Origin of the sequence: Desulfofundulus thermobenzoicus, assembly GCF_009428905.1 — a bacterium.
Taxonomy (GTDB): Bacteria; Bacillota; Desulfotomaculia; order Desulfotomaculales; family Desulfovirgulaceae; genus Desulfofundulus_A; species Desulfofundulus_A thermobenzoicus.
Window position 1 is genome coordinate 21,580 of record NZ_WHYR01000008.1, and the last position, 18,917, is coordinate 40,496.

General features: G+C 61.3%; 13 protein-coding genes. All 13 read right to left on the bottom strand.

Going from position 1 to position 18,917, the window contains the following annotated elements; all coding sequences use genetic code 11:
* Window positions 1-131: 131 nt before the first annotated feature.
* Window positions 132-1,022 (bottom strand): energy-coupling factor ABC transporter ATP-binding protein, encoded by an 891-nt coding sequence (locus GFC01_RS04390; RefSeq protein WP_152945426.1) that lies wholly within the window; start codon window positions 1,020-1,022, stop codon window positions 132-134.
* A 43-nt stretch (window positions 1,023-1,065) separates the two neighbouring features.
* A complete protein-coding gene (locus GFC01_RS04395; RefSeq protein ID WP_341473749.1) occupies window positions 1,066-1,947 on the bottom strand; it encodes an energy-coupling factor ABC transporter ATP-binding protein in 882 nt (293 codons plus the stop codon).
* An 11-nt stretch (window positions 1,948-1,958) separates the two neighbouring features.
* Window positions 1,959-2,507 carry a tryptophan transporter gene (locus GFC01_RS04400; RefSeq protein WP_152945427.1) on the bottom strand — a complete coding sequence of 183 codons (549 nt, stop codon included), beginning with the start codon at window positions 2,505-2,507 and terminating at the stop codon, window positions 1,959-1,961.
* A 230-nt stretch (window positions 2,508-2,737) separates the two neighbouring features.
* Window positions 2,738-3,133, bottom strand: coding sequence for a hypothetical protein (locus GFC01_RS04405; RefSeq protein WP_243137248.1), 396 nt, complete (start codon window positions 3,131-3,133; stop codon window positions 2,738-2,740).
* A gap of 109 nt (window positions 3,134-3,242) precedes the next feature.
* Window positions 3,243-4,439: a DNA polymerase IV gene (dinB, locus tag GFC01_RS04410; RefSeq protein ID WP_152945428.1), complete on the bottom strand. Its 1,197-nt coding sequence runs from the start codon at window positions 4,437-4,439 to the stop codon at window positions 3,243-3,245.
* A gap of 254 nt (window positions 4,440-4,693) precedes the next feature.
* Window positions 4,694-5,545: a CoB--CoM heterodisulfide reductase iron-sulfur subunit B family protein gene (locus GFC01_RS04415; RefSeq protein WP_152945429.1), complete on the bottom strand. Its 852-nt coding sequence runs from the start codon at window positions 5,543-5,545 to the stop codon at window positions 4,694-4,696.
* Between the two features lie 69 nt (window positions 5,546-5,614).
* Window positions 5,615-6,178 carry a 4Fe-4S dicluster domain-containing protein gene (locus GFC01_RS04420; RefSeq protein WP_152945430.1) on the bottom strand — a complete coding sequence of 188 codons (564 nt, stop codon included), beginning with the start codon at window positions 6,176-6,178 and terminating at the stop codon, window positions 5,615-5,617.
* A gap of 87 nt (window positions 6,179-6,265) precedes the next feature.
* The gene (locus GFC01_RS04425; protein WP_152945431.1) at window positions 6,266-7,393 is read right to left on the bottom strand and encodes a Coenzyme F420 hydrogenase/dehydrogenase, beta subunit C-terminal domain; all 1,128 of its coding nucleotides are present in this window, start codon (window positions 7,391-7,393) and stop codon (window positions 6,266-6,268) included.
* A gap of 193 nt (window positions 7,394-7,586) precedes the next feature.
* Window positions 7,587-8,084, bottom strand: coding sequence for a hydrogenase iron-sulfur subunit (locus tag GFC01_RS04430; RefSeq protein WP_243137234.1), 498 nt, complete (start codon window positions 8,082-8,084; stop codon window positions 7,587-7,589).
* A 284-nt stretch (window positions 8,085-8,368) separates the two neighbouring features.
* Window positions 8,369-11,371, bottom strand: coding sequence for an FAD-dependent oxidoreductase (locus GFC01_RS04435; protein WP_341473750.1), 3,003 nt, complete (start codon window positions 11,369-11,371; stop codon window positions 8,369-8,371).
* Window positions 11,372-11,668: 297 nt separating this feature from the next.
* Entirely contained in the window at window positions 11,669-16,081 is a 4,413-nt protein-coding gene (locus tag GFC01_RS04440; protein ID WP_152945432.1) for an NAD(P)-binding protein, read from the bottom strand.
* Between the two features lie 405 nt (window positions 16,082-16,486).
* Entirely contained in the window at window positions 16,487-17,878 is a 1,392-nt protein-coding gene (locus tag GFC01_RS04445; RefSeq protein WP_152945433.1) for a (Fe-S)-binding protein, read from the bottom strand.
* Window positions 17,878-18,540, bottom strand: coding sequence for a nitrate reductase (locus GFC01_RS04450; protein ID WP_152945487.1), 663 nt, complete (start codon window positions 18,538-18,540; stop codon window positions 17,878-17,880). The genes GFC01_RS04445 and GFC01_RS04450 overlap by 1 nt, the downstream gene beginning before the upstream one ends.
* Window positions 18,541-18,917: the final 377 nt, after the last annotated feature.

The following is an 18,917-nucleotide window of genomic DNA, read 5'->3' on the forward strand; positions in this document are numbered from 1 at the left end:
ACACGAAGAGCAGTTTGCGTTCGCCGAAGGGTCGGCTTTTTCCTGTTTTCAGCCGATTGAAAACACGAAGCCGAACATAAGGGAGCAGTCGGTCAGGGCAGAAAAAGGACTTTAGATTTAAGGCTCCCGGTTCACATGGAAGCCGCCCGTTTCTCCCGGGAGCCCCGCAGCTCCAGCAGGTGGCGGTAAAGCTCCTCCACTGTCAGCACGTCACCGGGTATGCCATATGCCTCCAGCGACTGAGCCAGGCGGGTGATCTGGGGCGGGCGTAAAAAGGTCTGCCCCAGCACATCCGGCTGGCTGAACACCTGCCGCACCGGCCCGTCCATAAGCACCCTGCCCCGGCAGAGCACCACCACCCGGCGGGCAAAGCGGGCTACCAGGGACATATCGTGGGTGATGAAAAGGATGGTGTGTCCCCGGCGGTTTAAATTATCCACCAGTTCCATAATCTCCATGGATTCCCGGTAATCCTGCCCGGTGGTGGGTTCATCCAGGATAATCACCGGCGGCTCCATGGCCAGCACCGAGGCCAGGGCCAGGCGCTGCCGCTGCCCCCGGCTTAAAGCAAAGGGATAGGCCCCGGCACATCCTTCCAGCCCCACCGCCGCCAGCGCCCGTTGCACCCGCCGGTCCACTTCCTCCCGGGAATATCCCATGTTTTGCACGCCAAAGGCCACTTCCCGGGCCACCGTATCGTGGAAAATCTGCCGGTCCGGATTTTGAAAAACATAGCCCACGGTGCGGGCCAGGGCGGCCACGGGCTCGCCGGCAGTATCCCGCCCGTCCACCAGCACCCGGCCCCTTTCCGGCTTCAGCAGGCCGTTGAAATGCCTGGCCAGGGTGGATTTGCCGGCCCCGTTCTGCCCGATCAGGGCCACTATTTCCCCGCGGTGAATTTCCAGGGATACATTTTGCAAAACCGGCTCCCCCGCCCGGTAACTGAAGCACAGGTTTTCCACCCGGAGCACCGGCTCCGGAGCCCGGTCATCTGTGCCGCCGGTAATTGTCCTGCGCTGCAACGTGCTCCGCCCCCCCGTCCATCAAACCCGGGTTACCCGGTCATTAACTTATTAACTTACCTGTATGAAAAGGGGACTGTCCCCTTTTTTGCAGCCATTTTTCCACCAGGGAGCGGCCATGGTCCACCGTCAGCGGCAGGTTTTCATCCCGGCCAATACCCAGCATCAGGGCCAGGCGGGCCACATCGGGCACCCGCACCCCCACCCGGTCCAGATCCGCCTGTTGCCTCATCACCGCCGCCGGAGACCCCTCCAGCACCGCCCGCCCGGCTTCCAGCACCAGCATACGGTCGGCAAAGGCCGCCAGATAGTCGGTCTTTTGCTCCATAATGATAATGGTCATCCCCATCTCCCGGTTTAAACGCCGCAGCACCTGAAAAATTTCCCTGGTACCCAGGGGATCCAGTTCCGATGTGGGCTCATCCAGCACCAGCACCCGGGGCAGGGGGGCCAGGGCGGCGGCAATGGCCAGACGCTGCTTTTCCCCGCCCGACAACCAGGCGGTGGGACGCTGACGGAAACCGGACAGGCCCACCAGTTCCAGGGCCGTCTGGATACGCTCCTCCATCTCCCGGGGCGAAAAACCCATATTTTCCAGCCCAAAGGCCACCTCCTGCTCCACATCCGCACAGATCACCTGGCTTTCCGCATCCTGAAACACGCTGCCCACGCTGCGGGCCAGGCGGGCGGGTGTACTCTCCCCTACCGGCTCCCCGAAAACCAGCACCCGGCCCTGCAGGCGCCCCCGGTAAAAATGCGGAATCAGGCCGTTTATGCAGCAGGCCAGGGTGGTCTTCCCCGCCCCGGTGGGACCGGTAATGCCGAAAAATTCCCCTTCATCCACCCGCAGGCTCAGACCGTTCAGTGCCGGGGTATCGCTGCCACCGTAGGTAAAATAAAGGTCCTTGATCTCCAGTACACCCACCCGGATTCACCTCATGCCCGCAGGAATTTGCGCACCGGGACGTAAAGAACCTGCACCAGCACCACATTGATCAGAGCCACGGGTATGACCACGGTCAGGAATGCCGCCTGCCAGGCCGCCACGGGCAGGTGCAGGGCATATTTGAAATTAAGGGTGATATAGGTCAAACCGCTGGCCAGGGTGCCCAGGCCGGCGGCCACACCGGGCTTGAAGGGATAGCGGCCCACGGCCAGCTCGGGAAGGTAGCGGACGATGAAGGCGCAGACCACGGCCCCTACGGGTTCGCTGATCAGGTTCAGGTAAGGAATGGGGGACTTGGAAAAGATCATGCACACGGCGCCGGCCACCAGGCCGATGCCCACGGCCCCGCCCGGACCCGGCCGTACCAGCATGATGGACAGGCAGTACATGGCAATGACGAAGTTGGGGGTTATGCCGGCCACCGGCGGGGTAAAGATACGCAACACGGCGCCAATGGCAAGCAATATGGCCACCACCGCCACCTGCTTGGTGCGGGCCATTCTGCCTTCCTGTAATGGTAAGATATGACTTTCAGGCATATGATGACCTCCTGTCTCAATCTTTTTTCGTTAATCATCTCAAAAGCGGCGTAATAAATAAGAAAACCGGGCTGAACCCGGTTCTATCCATGACAAATCCTCCGCTCGTCTGGACTCCGCAGGCTCAGCTCATTCTCAGCTCCCCTCATTATGTAATTGTCCTGCTCTTTCCACTGGCTCTTGCGGCATGAAACCCCGTGTGATTATATTAGCACACCGGGCAGGAAATGTCACCTGTTTTTTTCGCCGGGAACACCCCCGCCTCTAGCCTGCCCTGATGAGCTGCGGGGCCGGAACAGGCCGCAGGCCGGATTATCCGGGTGGCCGCCCTCCAGGGCGGCCTGCAGCCCATCCCGGCCGGCCATCTGCAATATTTCCAGGGCATGGATCATGGGCGGTACACGCCTTTCCAGTGTGCCGTAACGGGGAATGCCGGCCACGCAGCCGGAGCGGCTTTCCCACCGGCCCTGGATTTCCACGAAGAACCGGCAGTCCCGGCAGGTGTGTACGGCCTTTTCCCGCATTTCCGGGAGGATGATGCGGTGACCCTCCCACAGTTTGTTGTCTTTCACAGCTGCATCCCTCCCCGGAGAACAGTCGTTGCCGCCGGCCTGATCCACTTCCATTAACAACGGGGCAGTCATCCTGCCGCATACTATTTTCAGCCTTATGTAAGGACAATCCGGACGCGTCCTGCAACCGGCGCGCTTTATCCGGTGAAGAAATCCCTGCCAGTTATAAAGGCGAATTTTTCAAGTGGAACACACCGGCCCCGGTGAGGGAGATGGCACGAAAGATAGATCCCTCCCCATAGCGGCCGGTGATGGCGTCGCAGGCCTCCTCCGCCCGGCGCCGCTTTTCCCTTTCCCCGAACAGGGTCAGCTGTTCCGGCACCCCGGCCGCCAGGCCGGCCAGGGCCAGGCCCACCATGCGCACCGGCCAGGAGGGGGGCCAGTTCTCCTCCAGCAACTCCACCCCCGCCCGGTAGATATCCCCCGCCAGGGCCGTGGGCAGGGGCAGGGTTTTGCGGCGGGAAAGCCAGTGGAAATGGATATCTTTCAAAGAGAGGACCACCGTCCGGCCCGCATACCCCCCGGCCCGGGCCCGGCGGGCCACCCGGTCGGCCAGTTCCAGGAGCACCACGCGGATCTCCTCCCCCCGGTAGTCCCGGGGCAGGGTGATCTGCTGGCCGATGCTCTTCACCCGGTTCAGGCTGTCCGGGTCCACCGGGCTGTGGTCGATGCCCCGGGCGCAGAGCCAGAGTAAGAGCCCGTAGAAGCCGAATCTCTTTTGCAGTATCTCCACGGGAAAGCTGGCCAGGTCGCCGATGGTATGGATGTTCAGCTTTCTTAAGTGCTGCTGGTAGCGGGGACCCACGCCGAAAAGTTCCCGCACCGGCAGGGGCCACAGGCGCCGGGGCACATCCTCATGGGTGAGCACGGTGAGGCCGTCGGGCTTTTGCAGTCCGGCGGCCATCTTGGCCAGCAGCTTGTTGGGGCCGATACCCACGCTGCAGGTGACGCCCACCTCCCGGCGGATGCGTTCCTTCAGCCGGCGGGCGATGTCCACGGGAGGGCCGAAGAGTTTGACGGAACCTGTAACGTCCATAAAAGCCTCGTCAATGGAGAAGGGTTCCACCAGGGGGGTGAAGTCGCGCATGATGCGCAGGATGCGGCTGGAAAAATGCACGTAGAGGTGGTGCCGGGGCTGGATGTAAACCCCTTCCGGGCAGAGCACCCGGGCCTCCCCCACCGTCAGGCCCGTTTTCACCCCTTTGATCTTGGCCTCGTAGCTGGCGGCCAGGACCACCCCGTGCCGCCGGGAGGGGTCCCCGGCCACAATCACCGGTTTCCCCCGCAGGGCCGGGTCCAGCGCCTGGTGCACGCTGGCGAAAAAGGAATTCATGTCGGCTAAAAGTATGGACCGGGACATGGAAGACCCCCTGCCTGAAACATATGTTCCAGATATATTATATCGGGAACACCAGTTCGAGGCAAGGGGAATTCCAGGGGAAATTTAAACCCGGAAAAGAAAAAGTTGCCGGAACTGCCGGCAATTTATGGTATAATCAAGCCGGGAAATGTTGGGATACGGGTCTCACCGGCCAGGTAGAGGTTCCGAATTAAGGTGGGGCACCCCGATCCGTTTAATTCAGCATTACGGTTGCCAAGTTCAAGTACCCCGGTTCAGCCCGCCAGGGAGAGTTCCTGCAGGAGGGCGAAGGGATCCACCAGGTGCTTTTTCAGCCATTTCCGGGCGTCATCCAGCCCGAAGGCCAGGCCCATCAGCTCCGTGAAATAAAACACCGGGATATTTTCCGCCGCCGGGCGGCGCATCTCCAGGTTGTTCTGGCACAGGGGGCAGGCGGTGACCAGGGCATGGGCGCCGGCCTCCCGGGCTGCTGACAGCAGCCGGCCCACCAGCCGGCCCACCACGGACGGCCGGGTGAGGGAAAGCCCCGCCCCGCAGCAGGTGGTTTTATAACACCAGGAAACGGGTTCCGCCCCCAGGGCGGCAACCACTTCGTCCAGGGATTGGGGATCTTCGGCCCGGTCAAAGGGCCGCACCTCCGGCGGGCGCACCAGCAGGCAGCCGTAATAACAGGCCAGCTTCAGGCCGGTGAGGGGCCGCTGCACCCTGCCGGCTATTTCCTTCAGCCCCGCGTGCTCCCGTACCGCTTCCAGAAAAGAATAGACCTGAATGCCACCGGTGTAGGAAAACCCGGCCAGTTTCTCCGCCCGCGCCCTTTCGTCCGGTTCATGCCGCAGGCGGTAATCGGCCCGGGAAAGGCGGGTGTAGCAGGCTGCGCAGGGCACCAGCAGGTCCCGGCCCTGCTCCTGGGCCAGGGCGATATTGTGGGCGGCCAGCCCCAGGGCCAGGTCCCGGTTCACCGCATGGGCCGAAGAGGAACCGCAACAGGCCCAGCCCTTCAACTCAGCCAGTTCCATGCCCAGGGCCGCGGCTACCGCCCGGGCGGACAGGTCGTACTCCATCCCGGTGGCTTCCAGGGAGCAGCCGGGGTAATAACTGTATTGCATGGATCCCACTTCCTTCAAAAGTAAGTGTTCACTGAAACCGGTGGTTAATACAAAGGCACGGCGTTGTCCTTACCCGCCGGTCCGTTGGAAAATCTGCCGCACCGCCGGATCTTTTTTCAAACGGGGTAAGAGGGGCAGTTTACCCCGCCGGAACAGCCGCCAGCCCAGGTCCACATCGCTGAAAAGATTACCCGTTCTCAGCTTGAATTTCATCATGAGCATGGTTTCCTGCACCCGCCCGGTGGCCCGCACTTCCCCCAGAAAGAGGCGGTGAAACAGGGGGGCTGTTTCACCGGATGGGCTGATACCCCCGGCCACGGCCATTTCCCTTAAGACGTCCATAACCTCGGCCATACGGATACCATTGGGACAGCGCAGACCGCAGGTTTCGCAGGAAGTGCACAACCAGATGGTCCGGCTTTGCAATACCGCATCCCGGGCTCCATATTGAATTAAGCGCATTATTTGATTGGGTGTATAGTCGCCCTCCTGGGTGGGATAACATCCGGAGGCGCATTTCTGGCACTGGAAACATAGCTCCAGGGGCTGGCCGCTCAACCGGGCCACCTCTTCCGGGAAGCCCGGATCCAGGGCCGTTTCACCGGCCGGCAGGCGCAATACGGCGGTAGCCATAAAAACCACCTCGGGAATATTATTTAAGGGATTTCCTTACGAAGAACTAATGTGAAGAACATGCGGGAACAGCCCCGGCCGCCGGCCCTACCTGGGTTCCAGTTCCTGCTCCCGGTACGTGGTCAGGGGTGGCGGGTCAGCTGTACTGGCCCCGGGCTGGTAGTCAAAGATCCCCTGCAGCTTTTTGCCGATGGTGCGAAAAAGCAGGGTGAGGGGAATTCTGCTGGGACAACCGCTTTCACATTGCCCGCAGCCCACACAGCTGACCGCCATGTGATGCATGCGGGTCAGGTGGTAAAGCAATGTATCGGTGGGCAGTTCCAGCGCCCCCCGGGTTCCGGCCCAGCGCAGGAATTTTTCCGGTTCATGTTCAAAAAGGTTGCTGTCGAAAACGCATTCGCGGCAGACGCAGATGGGGCAAACCTCCCGGCAGTTGTGGCAGCGCAGGCAGGGTGCCAGTTCGTCCAGCAAGTGGTTGATATCCGATGCCCGGGCGGCAAAATCCCGGCAAAGCTGCTCCTCCAGTTCCTGCCGCTGTTGCTGGAGGGATTCCACCAGGGGCTGCCGGCCTGCCGGCGGTTCACCGGACAGCAAAACGCCGGCTTCCAGCAAAGGAGCCAGATCAACGGCCCCCTCCTCCCAGCCCACACCCACTTCCCGGGCCGCAGCAAACCCCAACCAGTGGAGGGCCAGGTGGGCGCCGGAGGGCACCGGGGTGCGGCAAATGGTACAGGCCGTCCGGACCGCGGTACCGTTCCACGCCCCATGGCCCGCCTCCGCCGCCCGGACCAGCCAGGCATCGGGATCCAAACCCTTTGCCGTCAGTTGATAATAATCCACCGGCTCAAAGGTACCCGCACAGTCCACCCCAATAATCAGAACCTTCTCCAGGGTAACCTGCTGCAGTTTGGCCATTTCCACCAGGGCACGGATTTCGCAGGGACGCAACACCGCCCCCACCCTTACCCCGGGATCCCGGGCGGTAAGCTGGCTGACCGCCCGGGCGGCGTTGATAAGGGCCACCGGGGCGAAGGGACTGGCCCCGGCCAATCCATCGGGGGAGACCACCAGGGCGGGCACCACCATACGCCTGGAACCCACTTCCCGGGGAACCACCAGAACATCCACCACCCGGTGTTCCAGGAGGGCCTGCAGGAAGCTGGCGGCGGCCTGCCGGGGTAAGCCGGAATCCACTTTAATAATCGCAGTTTGCATAGGACACCACCTTCAATTTACGCCACTGCCGGGGTGGCGATGGTCACGGGTTTTTTCCGGCAAAGAACCGTCCAGCACTCACTGAAAAGTCATACCCCAAAGAGCTCCGAGCTTTTTGTCATAACAGGCATGGAAGGGGCCTCATTGCCGGTGAGTGCCGGGCGGCGCTCCGCAATATGGTTTGCTATGGCAGTTAAATGTCCCACCGGCGGCGCAGGGGATTGGGACCCAGCTTTTTCAGTTCGGCAACCATCTCCTGAACGGTTTCGGCAAAGCGCTTACCTTCGGAAGCGCTGATGAAACGGAACCAGACCCGCTCTTCGCCGATACCGAACTGCTGCAGGATGGCCCTTAAGGCGGCAATGCGCCGCCGGGCCTTGTAATTGCCACTACCATAGTGGCAGTCCCCGGGGTGTCACCCGCCCACCAGCACACCGTCGACCCCGTCCATCAGGGGGCGCAGGATATACAGCGGGTCCACCGAACCGGTGCACATCACCCGTACCAGGCGGATGTTGGGCGGGTACTGGATGCGCGACGTGCCGGCCAGGTCGGCCCCGGCATAGGAACACCAGTTGCAGACCAGGCCCACGATTTTGGGCTCAAAGGAAGCCACCACTTTCAGCTCCTGTTCCGGCCGCTCCTCCGGCACCGGCTGGACCACGGGCCTCTGGTGAAGCATGACGCTCATGAGGAAGAACCCCCTTGAATAAACTTTTTTCCCATCTCTCTTTTTCCCGTTTAGTAAATGTTCAGTGACTTCGCCATTGTGCCGTGTTGTCCACGCTCACTCCAGTGCTCCGCAAGTCGTTTGCTTTGGACAATGCGGCACCATGCCGATGGTAGCGGTTTTACCGAACAATTACCCCGTTTATATACGCCCGGGCCATCCGCCCGGTGAAAGGCAGGAACATGGTGATTACTTTGGTTGGGGGAAGTGATTTATTTTCAATCCCACTTCCCACTTCCCACCTCTCAAACGGCCTCCAGCATGGCCAGGAGCTGCGCCTTTTCGTACCCCTTCTGCCGGGAGGCGCCGTTGGGACAGGCGGCCACACAGGCGCCGCAGCCCTGGCACAGGGCGGCGTTGACCTCCACCACCCGCCGCACCGGGTCCAGGCTCCGGGCCTGATAGTCGCACACCTTCAGGCACATGCCGCAACCTGCACATATTTCCTCATCCACCGTGGCCGTTTCCGCCACATTGGCCAGCCGGTCTCTGGCCAGCAGGGTCACCGCCCGCATGGCCGCCGCGTTGGCCTGGGTGATGCATTCCCCCAGCAGCCCCGGGGAGTGGGCCAGCCCGCACAGGTACATCCCTTCGGCGGCAAAGTCCACCGGCCGCAGTTTCATGTGCGCTTCCAGGAAGAAGCCGTCGCCGTTCAAGGGTACCTTGAACAGCTGGCTCAGCCGGGCGTTGTCTTCCCCCGGCACCACCCCGGTGCTCAATACCAGCAGGTCCGGTTCTATGGCCAGCTCCGCCCCCAGCACGGGATCGGCGACCCGCACCACCAGGCCGTCGCCAGCCGCCTCCACCACCGGTTTTTGTTCCACCCCGTACCGGATGAATATGATGCCCTTTTGCCGGGCCGCGGTGTAGTATTGCTCGTTCAACCCGTATACCCGGATGTCCCGGTACAGGATGAAGATCCGGACCCGGGGGTCCAGCTCCTTCAGCTTCAGCGCGTTCTTTATGGCCTGGCTGCAGCAGATGCGGCTGCAGTAGGGCCGCTGGTCCGTCCGGGAGCCCACGCACTGGATCATGACCACCGTGCCCAGGTCATTTGCTTCCCCCCGGTGCAGCCGTTCTTCCAGTTCCCGCTGGGTGACCACCGCCGGGTGTTTCCCGTACAGGTATTCTTCCGTGCGGGCTTCCCGGGCGCCGGTGGCGATCACCACCGCCCCGTGTTCTATGGCCATTTCCCCCGCCGGTGTTTTGATCCGGCTGTGGTAGTTCCCCGGGTAGCCCCCGGCTTCCACCACCGTGCTGCCGGTGTACACCCGGATCAGGGGGTGGCCGGTGACCTTTTCCGTTAATTCCCGCAAATACCGCTGCGGGTCGGATCCCCCCAGGGTGTAGTAAAGATGCCGGGCGTTGCCCCCCAGGGCTTCTTCCTTTTCCACCAGGTGGGTCCGGTAGCCCTGTTCGGCCAGGGAGAGGGCCGCCGTCAGACCAGCCACCCCGCCCCCCACCACCAGGGCGCTGCGGTTGATGCCGGTGTATGTCTGGCCGATGGGGGTGAGCAGGCGTACCCGGGCCACCGCCATGCGCACCAGGTCCTTCGCCTTGGCCGTGGCTGCCGCCGGCTGATCCCGGTGCACCCAGGAGGAGTGCTCCCGGATGTTTACGTGCTCGTACAGGTGGGGGTTCAGCCCCGCCTCCTTCAACACGCTCTGGAACAGGGGGGCGTGGGTGCGGGGGGTGCACGAGGCCACCACCACCCGGTTCAGGTTGCGGCTGGCGATAATCTTGCGGATCTTCTCCAGGCTGTCCTGGGCGCAGGCAAAGAGAAACTCCCCCGCATAGACCACCCCGGGCAGGGTCCGGGCGTACTCCACCACTTCCGGCACCCGCACCACACTGCCGATGTTGATACCGCAGTTGCAGACAAAGACTCCCACCCGGGGCGGCTCCCTGTGCACGTCCCTTTCCGGGGGATATTCCTTGACCCGGGTTTCGCTGTGCCGGGCGGCGCTCAGCAGGCGGGACACATAACCGGCCGCCGCACTGGCCGCGGTGACCGTCTCCGGTATGTCTCTGGGGCCGGCAAAGGTGCCGCTCGCATAAACCCCGGGCCGGGAGGTAACCACCGGGTTGAATTCCTCGTGCCGGCAGTAGCCGGATCCATCCAGCTCCACCCCCAGGACGCCGGCCAGCTCCCCGCTGCCCCGGGCCGGGCGCATACCCGCGGAGAGGACCACCAGGTCGAATTCCTCCTCCCGGAAGGCGCCGCCGCTATCCCGGTAGCGGAGCAGTAGATTGCGGCTGCCCGGCACTTCCTTGATTTCCGAAATCACACAGGGCACGTAGCGCACTCCGTACTCCTCCCGGGCCCGCCGGTAGTATTGCTCAAAACCCTTGCCGTAGGCACGCATATCCATGTAAAAAATGGCAGTTTCCAGTCCGGGGGAATGCTCCCTGGCCACCATGGCCTCCTTGGTGGCATACATGCAGCAAACCGCCGAACAGTAGTTGATGCCGGTGCGGGGCTCCCGGGAACCGACACACTGCAACCAGGCCACCCGCCGGGGCTCCCGGCCGTCGGAGGGGCGCACCAGGTGGCCTTCATAGGGACCCGAGGCGCTTAAAATACGCTCAAACTGCAGGCTGGTGACCACGTTGGGAAAACGGCCGTAACCCAGTTCCGGGCGGGAGACGGGATCAAACAGCTCAAACCCCGGGGAAAGGATCACCGCCCCCGCCCGGATTTGCCGCTCCTGGCCCTGCATCTCGTGATCGATGGCCTTGCGGGCGCATTTTTCCGCACAGGCGCCGCACCGCACGCAGGCCTGCGGATCAATAACGTAGGCATTGGGAAAGGCCTGGGCGTAGGGCTTGTAAATGACCTTGCGCGGGGCCAGGCCCTGGTTGAATTCCCCGGGCACCTCCCGGGGGCAGACCTGTTCACAGCGGCCACAGCTGACACAGCGGCTTTCATCCACATAGCGGGGGTGCCTGTAAAGGGATAAGGTGAAGTCGCCCGGCTCCCCGTCCAAACCGGTAACTTCGGTCAGGGTGAGCACTTCAATGTTGTGATGCCTCCCCAGGTCGGCCACCCGGGGGGACAAAATGCACATGGAACAGTCATTGGTGGGGAATGTTTTGTCCAGCATGGGCATGTGACCGGCAACGGCGGGACCCCGCTCCACCACATAGACCTTGAACCCGGCTTCGGCCAGGTCCAGGGCCGACTGCATGCCGCTGATACCGGAACCGATAACTACCACGGCACCCGAGGGCCGGCTGCTGGTTGACACAAAGGACCCCCCTTAGGTTTTAATGTTTTTTAATATAGCCCGGGCTAACACTACTACAGCGTTACTTCATCCCACATGTATTCCGGGGGCTCCAGGGACATCGGCCTCTAATGCACCGGCAGTGATAGGTGATGCCGGCGTGTTAATCCAATGTTACGCTGTAGTACTAATTTTCCCGTTTATATACGCCCGGGCCATCCGCCCGGTGAAAGGCAGGAACATGGTGATTACTTTGGTTGGGGGAAGTGATTTATTTTCAATCCCACTTCCCACTTCCCACTTCCCACCTCTCACCTCTCAAATAGCTTCCAGCATGGCCAGGAGTTGCGCCTTTTCGTACCCCTTCTGCCGGGAGGCGCCGTTGGGACAGGCGGCCACACAGGCGCCGCAGCCCTGGCACAGGGCGGCGTTGACCTCCACCACCCGCCGCACCGGGTCCAGGCTCCGGGCCTGATAGTCGCACACCTTCAGGCACATGCCGCAACCCACACAACGCCGGGGGTTGACCGTGGCCGTTTCCGCCACATTGGCCAGCCGGTCTCTGGCCAGCAGGGTCACCGCCCGCATGGCCGCCGCGTTGGCCTGGGTGATGCATTCCCCCAGCAGCCCCGGGGAGTGGGCCAGCCCGCACAGGTACATCCCTTCGGCGGCAAAGTCCACCGGCCGCAGTTTCATGTGCGCTTCCAGGAAGAAGCCGTCGCCGTTCAAGGGTACCTTGAACAGCTGGCTCAGCCGGGCGTTGTCTTCCCCCGGCACCACCCCGGTGCTCAATACCAGCAGGTCCGGTTCTATGGCCAGCTCCGCCCCCAGCACGGGATCGGCGACCCGCACCACCAGGCCGTCGCCAGCCGCCTCCACCACCGGTTTTTGTTCCACCCCGTACCGGATGAATATGATGCCCTTTTGCCGGGCCGCGGTGTAGTATTGCTCGTTCAACCCGTATACCCGGATGTCCCGGTACAGGATGAAGATCCGGACCCGGGGGTCCAGCTCCTTCAGCTTCAGCGCGTTCTTTATGGCCTGGCTGCAGCAGATGCGGCTGCAGTAGGGCCGCTGGTCCGTCCGGGAGCCCACGCACTGGATCATGACCACCGTGCCCAGGTCATTTGCTTCCCCCCGGTGCAGCCGTTCTTCCAGTTCCCGCTGGGTGACCACCGCCGGGTGTTTCCCGTACAGGTATTCTTCCGTGCGGGCTTCCCGGGCGCCGGTGGCGATCACCACCGCCCCGTGTTCTATGGCCATTTCCCCCGCCGGTGTTTTGATCCGGCTGTGGTAGTTCCCCGGGTAGCCCCCGGCTTCCACCACCGTGCTGCCGGTGTACACCCGGATCAGGGGGTGGCCGGTGACCTTTTCCGTTAATTCCCGCAAATACCGCTGCGGGTCGGATCCCCCCAGGGTGTAGTAAAGATGCCGGGCGTTGCCCCCCAGGGCTTCTTCCTTTTCCACCAGGTGGGTCCGGTAGCCCTGTTCGGCCAGGGAGAGGGCCGCCGTCAGACCAGCCACCCCGCCCCCCACCACCAGGGCGCTGCGGTTGATGCCGGTGTATGTCTGGCCGATGGGGGTGAGCAGGCGTACCCGGGCCACCGCCATGCGCACCAGGTCCTTCGCCTTGGCCGTGGCTGCCGCCGGCTGATCCCGGTGCACCCAGGAGGAGTGCTCCCGGATGTTTACGTGCTCGTACAGGTGGGGGTTCAGCCCCGCCTCCTTCAACACGCTCTGGAACAGGGGGGCGTGGGTGCGGGGGGTGCACGAGGCCACCACCACCCGGTTCAAACGGTGCTCGCCGATGCATTTTTTAATTTCTTCCACACTGTCCTGGGCGCAGGTGAAGAGGAACTCCCGGGCGTAGACCACCCCGGGCAGGGTCCGGGCGTACTCCACCACTTCCGGCACCCGCACCACACTGCCGATGTTGATACCGCAGTTGCAGACAAAGACCCCCACCCGGGGCGGCTCCCTGTGCACGTCCCTTTCCGGGGGATATTCCTTGACCCGGGTTTCGCTGTGCCGGGCGGCGCTCAGCAGGCGGGATACATAACCGGCCGCCGCGCTGGCCGCGGTGACCGTCTCCGGTATGTCTCTGGGGCCGGCAAAAATGCCGCTCGCATAGACCCCCGGCACCGGAGTCACTCCGGGGGTGAACTCGTCGCAGCGGCAAAAGCCCGTTTCATCCATGGCGACTCCGGCGGCGGCAGCCACCTCCCCGGCCTGCTCCCCGGCCTTAAAGCCCACTGAGAGCACCACCAGGTCAAATTCCTCCTCCTGCACCCGCCCGTCGGGGAGGGCGTAACGGATGCGCAGGTTCCCGTCCTCCCCCCCGTTCACCTCATAAATGCGGCTGCGCACAAAGCGCACGCCCTGCTCCCGTGCCCGGCGGTAGTAGCGCTCAAAGTCCTTGCCGTAGGTGCGCATATCCATGAAAAAGATGGTGGCCTGCAGGGGATGGTGGCTGTGCTCCATGGCAATGACCGCTTCTTTGATGGCGTACATGCAGCAAACCGACGAGCAGTAGTCGTGGCCGATGCGCACATTGCGGGAGCCCACGCACTGTATCCAGGCGATGCGGCGGGGCTCCTTCCCGTCGGAAGGCCGCACCAGGTGGCCCTGGTAGGGTCCGGAGGCGCTTAAAATGCGCTCGAACTGGATGCCGGTGATTACGTTGGCATACCGGCCGTAACCGTAGTAAGGCAGCTGCGACGGGTCGAAGGTTTCCGCGCCGGGGCTTAAAATCACCGCCCCCACATCCAGAGCCAGCTCCTCATCCCGCATTTCGTGATCTATGGCTCCGGCCAGGCACACCTTCACGCATTCCCGGCATTCCGAACATACGGCACAGTTCAGGCAGCGTTCCGCCTCCGCCCGGGCCTCTTCCGGAATAAAGGTCCTCGCCTCTTCCACAAACCCCTTCACCCGCTCTGCGGGCTCCAGGTGGGCCACGGGCAGGGGTTTGCCTGGCGGGATATCCCCGGCCGCCTGGCGCATGGGGGCGATCTCTTCCGCGGGCACCCTGAACCGCCGGCCTTCCCGCAGGTCCTGCCCGGTCAGATAACGGTGGATGGATTCAGCCGCGACTTTACCGGCGGCAATGGCGTCAATCACCGTTTTGGGTCCGGTGACACAGTCACCTCCGGCAAAGACGCCCGGGACGGGGGTGGCCAGGGTTTCCGGGTCGGCGGTCAACGTCCGGCCGGCAGGCAGCCGGCCGTTCAAACCGGACAGGTCGGGCTGCTGCCCCGTGGCCAGGATGACCGTATCCACGTCCAGCAGGAATTCGCTGCCCGCCACCGGCACCGGGCGCGGGCGGCCGCCCTCCGCCGCCTCTTCCAACCGGTTCCGCACGCACTCCACCCGCGCCACCCGGCCCTCCCGGCCGATGAACCGGATGGGGCTGGTGAGCATCATGAACCGGACGCCTTCCTCCCGGGCCGCCTGCCTTTCCTCCGGCAGGGCGGTGATTTCCCCTTCGGAACGGCGGTACAATATGTAAACTTCCTCCGCCCCCAGGCGCACGGCCGTACGGGCGCAGTCCATGGCCGTGTTGCCCCCGCCGATGACGGCCACCCGCCGACCCACGGCCACCGGTTCGCCCAGGGCCACCCGGCGCAGGAAGGACACGCCCTGTTCCACCCCGGCCAGGTCTTCCCCCGGCAGGCCGGGGGAATTGCCCTTATGTGCCCCCAGAGCCACAAAGATGGCCTGATAGTTCTCCTGCAGGCCTTCCAGGGTGATCTCCCGGCCCAGGCGGGTGTTAAACCGAAATTCCACCCCCAGGCGGGCCAGCAGGTCCACCTCCAGGTCCACCCACTTTTTGGGCAGGCGGTACTCGGGGATACCCACCCGCATCATGCCCCCGGCCGCGGGCAGCGCCTCAAAGACGGTGACCCGGTAGCCCCTTAATACCAGCTGGTAGGCGGCGGACAGGCCGGCCGGTCCGGCGCCCACCACGGCCACCTTTTCCCGGCGGGGCTCCCCCACCTCCGGCAGGGGCAGGGAGTCCAGGTCCCGGTAGGCCTCTTCGGCGGCAAAGCGCTTCAGCGCCCGGATGTTCACCGCCCCGTCCACGGCGGCCCGGTGGCAGGCGGACTGGCAGGGGTGGGTGCAGATGCGGCCGCAAATGGCCGGAAAGGGATTATCCCGGTAGATGGTCTGCCAGGCTTCCACATGCCTGCCGCTTTTGATCAGCTGCACGTAACCCTGCACGTTTACGCCGGCCGGGCAGGCCGCCCGGCAGGGGGAGACACCCCGTTTGTCAATGGCATAGGCTCCCGGGGTGGCCTGGGGAAAGAGCTTGTAAACGGCCTTTCGCTTGCCCAGACCGGCATCGAATTCATTGTCCACTTCCACCGGGCAGACCCGGGCGCATTCGCCGCATCCGGTGCATTTATTTAAATCCACATAGCGGGCTTTTTGCTTCAAAAAGGCACGAAAATTGCCTGGCTGACCTTTAAGGGCGGTCAAACGGGTGCTGGTGAGGATTTCAATATTTAAGTGCCTGCCCGTATCCACCAGTTTGGGGGAAACGATGCACATGGCGCAGTCGTTGGTGGGAAAGGTTTTGTCCAGCCGGACCATGGTACCCCCGATGGCCGGCTTTTCTTCCACCAGGTAAACCTTGAAGCCGCCTTCGGCCAGGTCCAGGGCCGCTTGCATGCCGCTGATCCCGGCGCCCACAACCATCACCGCACCCCTGGGCCGGCTTTCCGATTCCATTGTGAAACTCCCCCTTTGGATGGCGTCGCCCGCAGGGTAAAGCCGACGACCCGCCCCGGCGACCGGCGGTGAAACCGGAGCGCAAAATTGGGGCGGCGGAATTCAGGCCTTACCCCCACTTTAAAGTGGAGGCGAATTTCTATGATAAGATATTCTAATAACTTCAAGAATTATTTATGATAGTTACGCCAGTACTATTGTTAGTTACATGTTATCAAAAAGACAGGGGTTTTTCAACTATTATTGAAAAAAATTCTGCCGCTACTAAATGTCACAAACACTTTTTAGAAATTCGAACATTCGTCGGAAATCTAAAAAAATAAAAAGACCGGCCTTTTAACCGGTCCGGAGAATAAATGAAGAAGAATACCAGCCGCGCTTACAAATGTAGCCTGTCCCCTTTTTTTACCGCACCAGGGCGTTGGCCAGCAGCTCGCTGACGCCGGCATAACGCATGGGCAGCTTGTGGTACTTGATGATCTCCCGGAACTGGGCCTTGCAGTTGGAACAGGCACAGGCCACGATTTTCGCCCCGGTGGCTTCCAGCTGCCGTGCCTTCAGCTTCCCGTAGGTCTCCATGCGGAACTCCAGGAAGCCGCCCTTTTCCATGATGGCAAAGCCGCTGCCGCCGCCGCAGCACAGGTTCATCTCCCGGTTGGGGCTCATCTCGCGAAAGTCCGTGCAGCAGGCCTTTAATATGCGGCGGGGCTCTTCATACATGCCCCCCAGCCGGCCGTACTTGCAGGAATCGTGGAAGGTCACCGGCTCCGTATTTTTCTGCGGGTCCACCTTGATGCGCCCCTCCCGGAGCCATTCATCCTCCAGTTCCAGGATGCTCTTCACCTCAAAGGGCCGCTCCGCGGGGGGAATAAACCGCAGGATTAAATACTTCAGCGCCTCAAATGCATGTCCGCACTCACCGATCACCAGGGTTTTGATGCCCATTTTCCTGGCTGTTTCCACCTGGGCCCTGATCACCCGGGCAAACTCGGCATCGCTGTAGAACACACCGTAATTGACGGCATCGTTAATCCCCGTATCCGGCGAGTTGAGCGTCCAGTTCACCCCGGCCGCCGTCAGCACCTCGGCCACACCCATGACCGTTTCCACAAAGGCCAGGTAATCGCCGGCATTGTTCATGAGCAGGTATTCCGCACCTTCTTTGTCCACCGGTATGGTCACCCGGTAGCCCCTGCTTTCTTCGATTTCATCCTCCAGAAATTCAATCATATCTTTAAAGGCCGGGGTGGACATACCGGTGGCGTTGCCCACCCGTACCTGCAGCCGGGTGCCGCGCTCCTTCAATTCATCGGGGGCGATATCACAGGCATCCAGGATTTTCCTGGCCTCCCGCACAATCACCCCGTTGTCCACAGCCACCGGGCAGACGTAGGAACAGCGCCGGCAGATGGTGCACCGGTAGATGTTTTCGGCCAGGGCGTTCAGCTTTTCTTCGGTCAGATCCTCCGCCCCCACCAGGGAGGGGAAAAGCCTTCCCGGCAGGGTAAAGTAACGCTTGTAAACCTTGCGCAGCATATCGGTGCGGAAAACGGGGTGATAGATCTCCCGGCGCCCGCTGGCCTGGTAAACCGGGCACACACCGGCACAGGTGCCGCATTTCATACAGGTGTCCAGGGAAAGGATGTAGGGCAGCCAGAAAGTCCAGTTTTCCTTTTGCTGGAGCGACTTCCGCATGGCCTGCAGGAATTTTTCCACCCGGGGCTCACCCGGCTTTAACGCTTCATCCGAAAGGACACGGTAGTCATCAAAAACTTTTTGCGCTGCTACGGCACACATCAGTGAAGCTCACCCCATTTAATCTTGTGATAAGTAAAGAACTTGGCCGCAAAGTGGGCCATGCGGGTAAAGGGCACGTAAATCAGGAATAACTCAAGCAAAAACAGCGGTATGAGGTAATCGGCCGCAAAGGATAACTCGGGCCTAAAGGTCGGCAAACTCAGGAAATAATACCTGACCCGGAAGTCCGCCAAAAAACCGCTAAATAAACTGTTGAAAGCCAGCAGGAAGATAAAAAGCAGGTTGAGATATTCAACCGGGGCCGATATTTTGCGTACTCCTGCGTCCAAAAGACGCAGTAAAAACAGCGAGAAGGAACCGGCAAGGACCAAAACTCCCCCGGTCATACCCACGTAAGGGGCAAACGAAAAGCCCAAAAGTAAAACAACCAGCCAACTAACAACAAAATAAAAACCCCAGTGCATCATAAGCGAAGGCAGCCAAAATTTACGGTTAAAAAGATAGAGACTGCGCAGGGTAAAAACTTCGGTAAACATTTCCTTTAACTGCTCCGGCACGGTATGAGGGTAAGGAAACAGCTCCCAGTGCAGGTGCATGGGGGCTTTAAACCAGTAGACTATTTTATACCCCAAACCCAAAACAAAGAAAGCAACAGCGACGTAGGGCATAACCCCGCCAATCAGATAATGCCCGAAATCCATAATTAACCTCCTCGGATACGAAAATAGAATTAGCGCACATAATCTTTTAAGCACTGCTTATGGTCTGAATATTCTGCCCCAGAGCCTGCAAGCCACCTGCCTTTGACCGGTTTGTTGTTTTAAGTACAAGTAAATTCTATCTATAATATTTCCTTATCTCTTCAAAAATTGTTTTACATATTTTCGCTGTAACTTATAGAACAATGTCATTATAGCAAAGGGTTGCATGATATGCAACACATTTTAGCATATAATTTGCGTTACTTCTCAATTATGAACTTTATTCAATAAACTTAAAAGAAACAATCGAACCAGCACTTACCTTGTTTTTAGACATTATTTCACCAAAACATGGAGTAAAAGCAAGACCTCAAGTA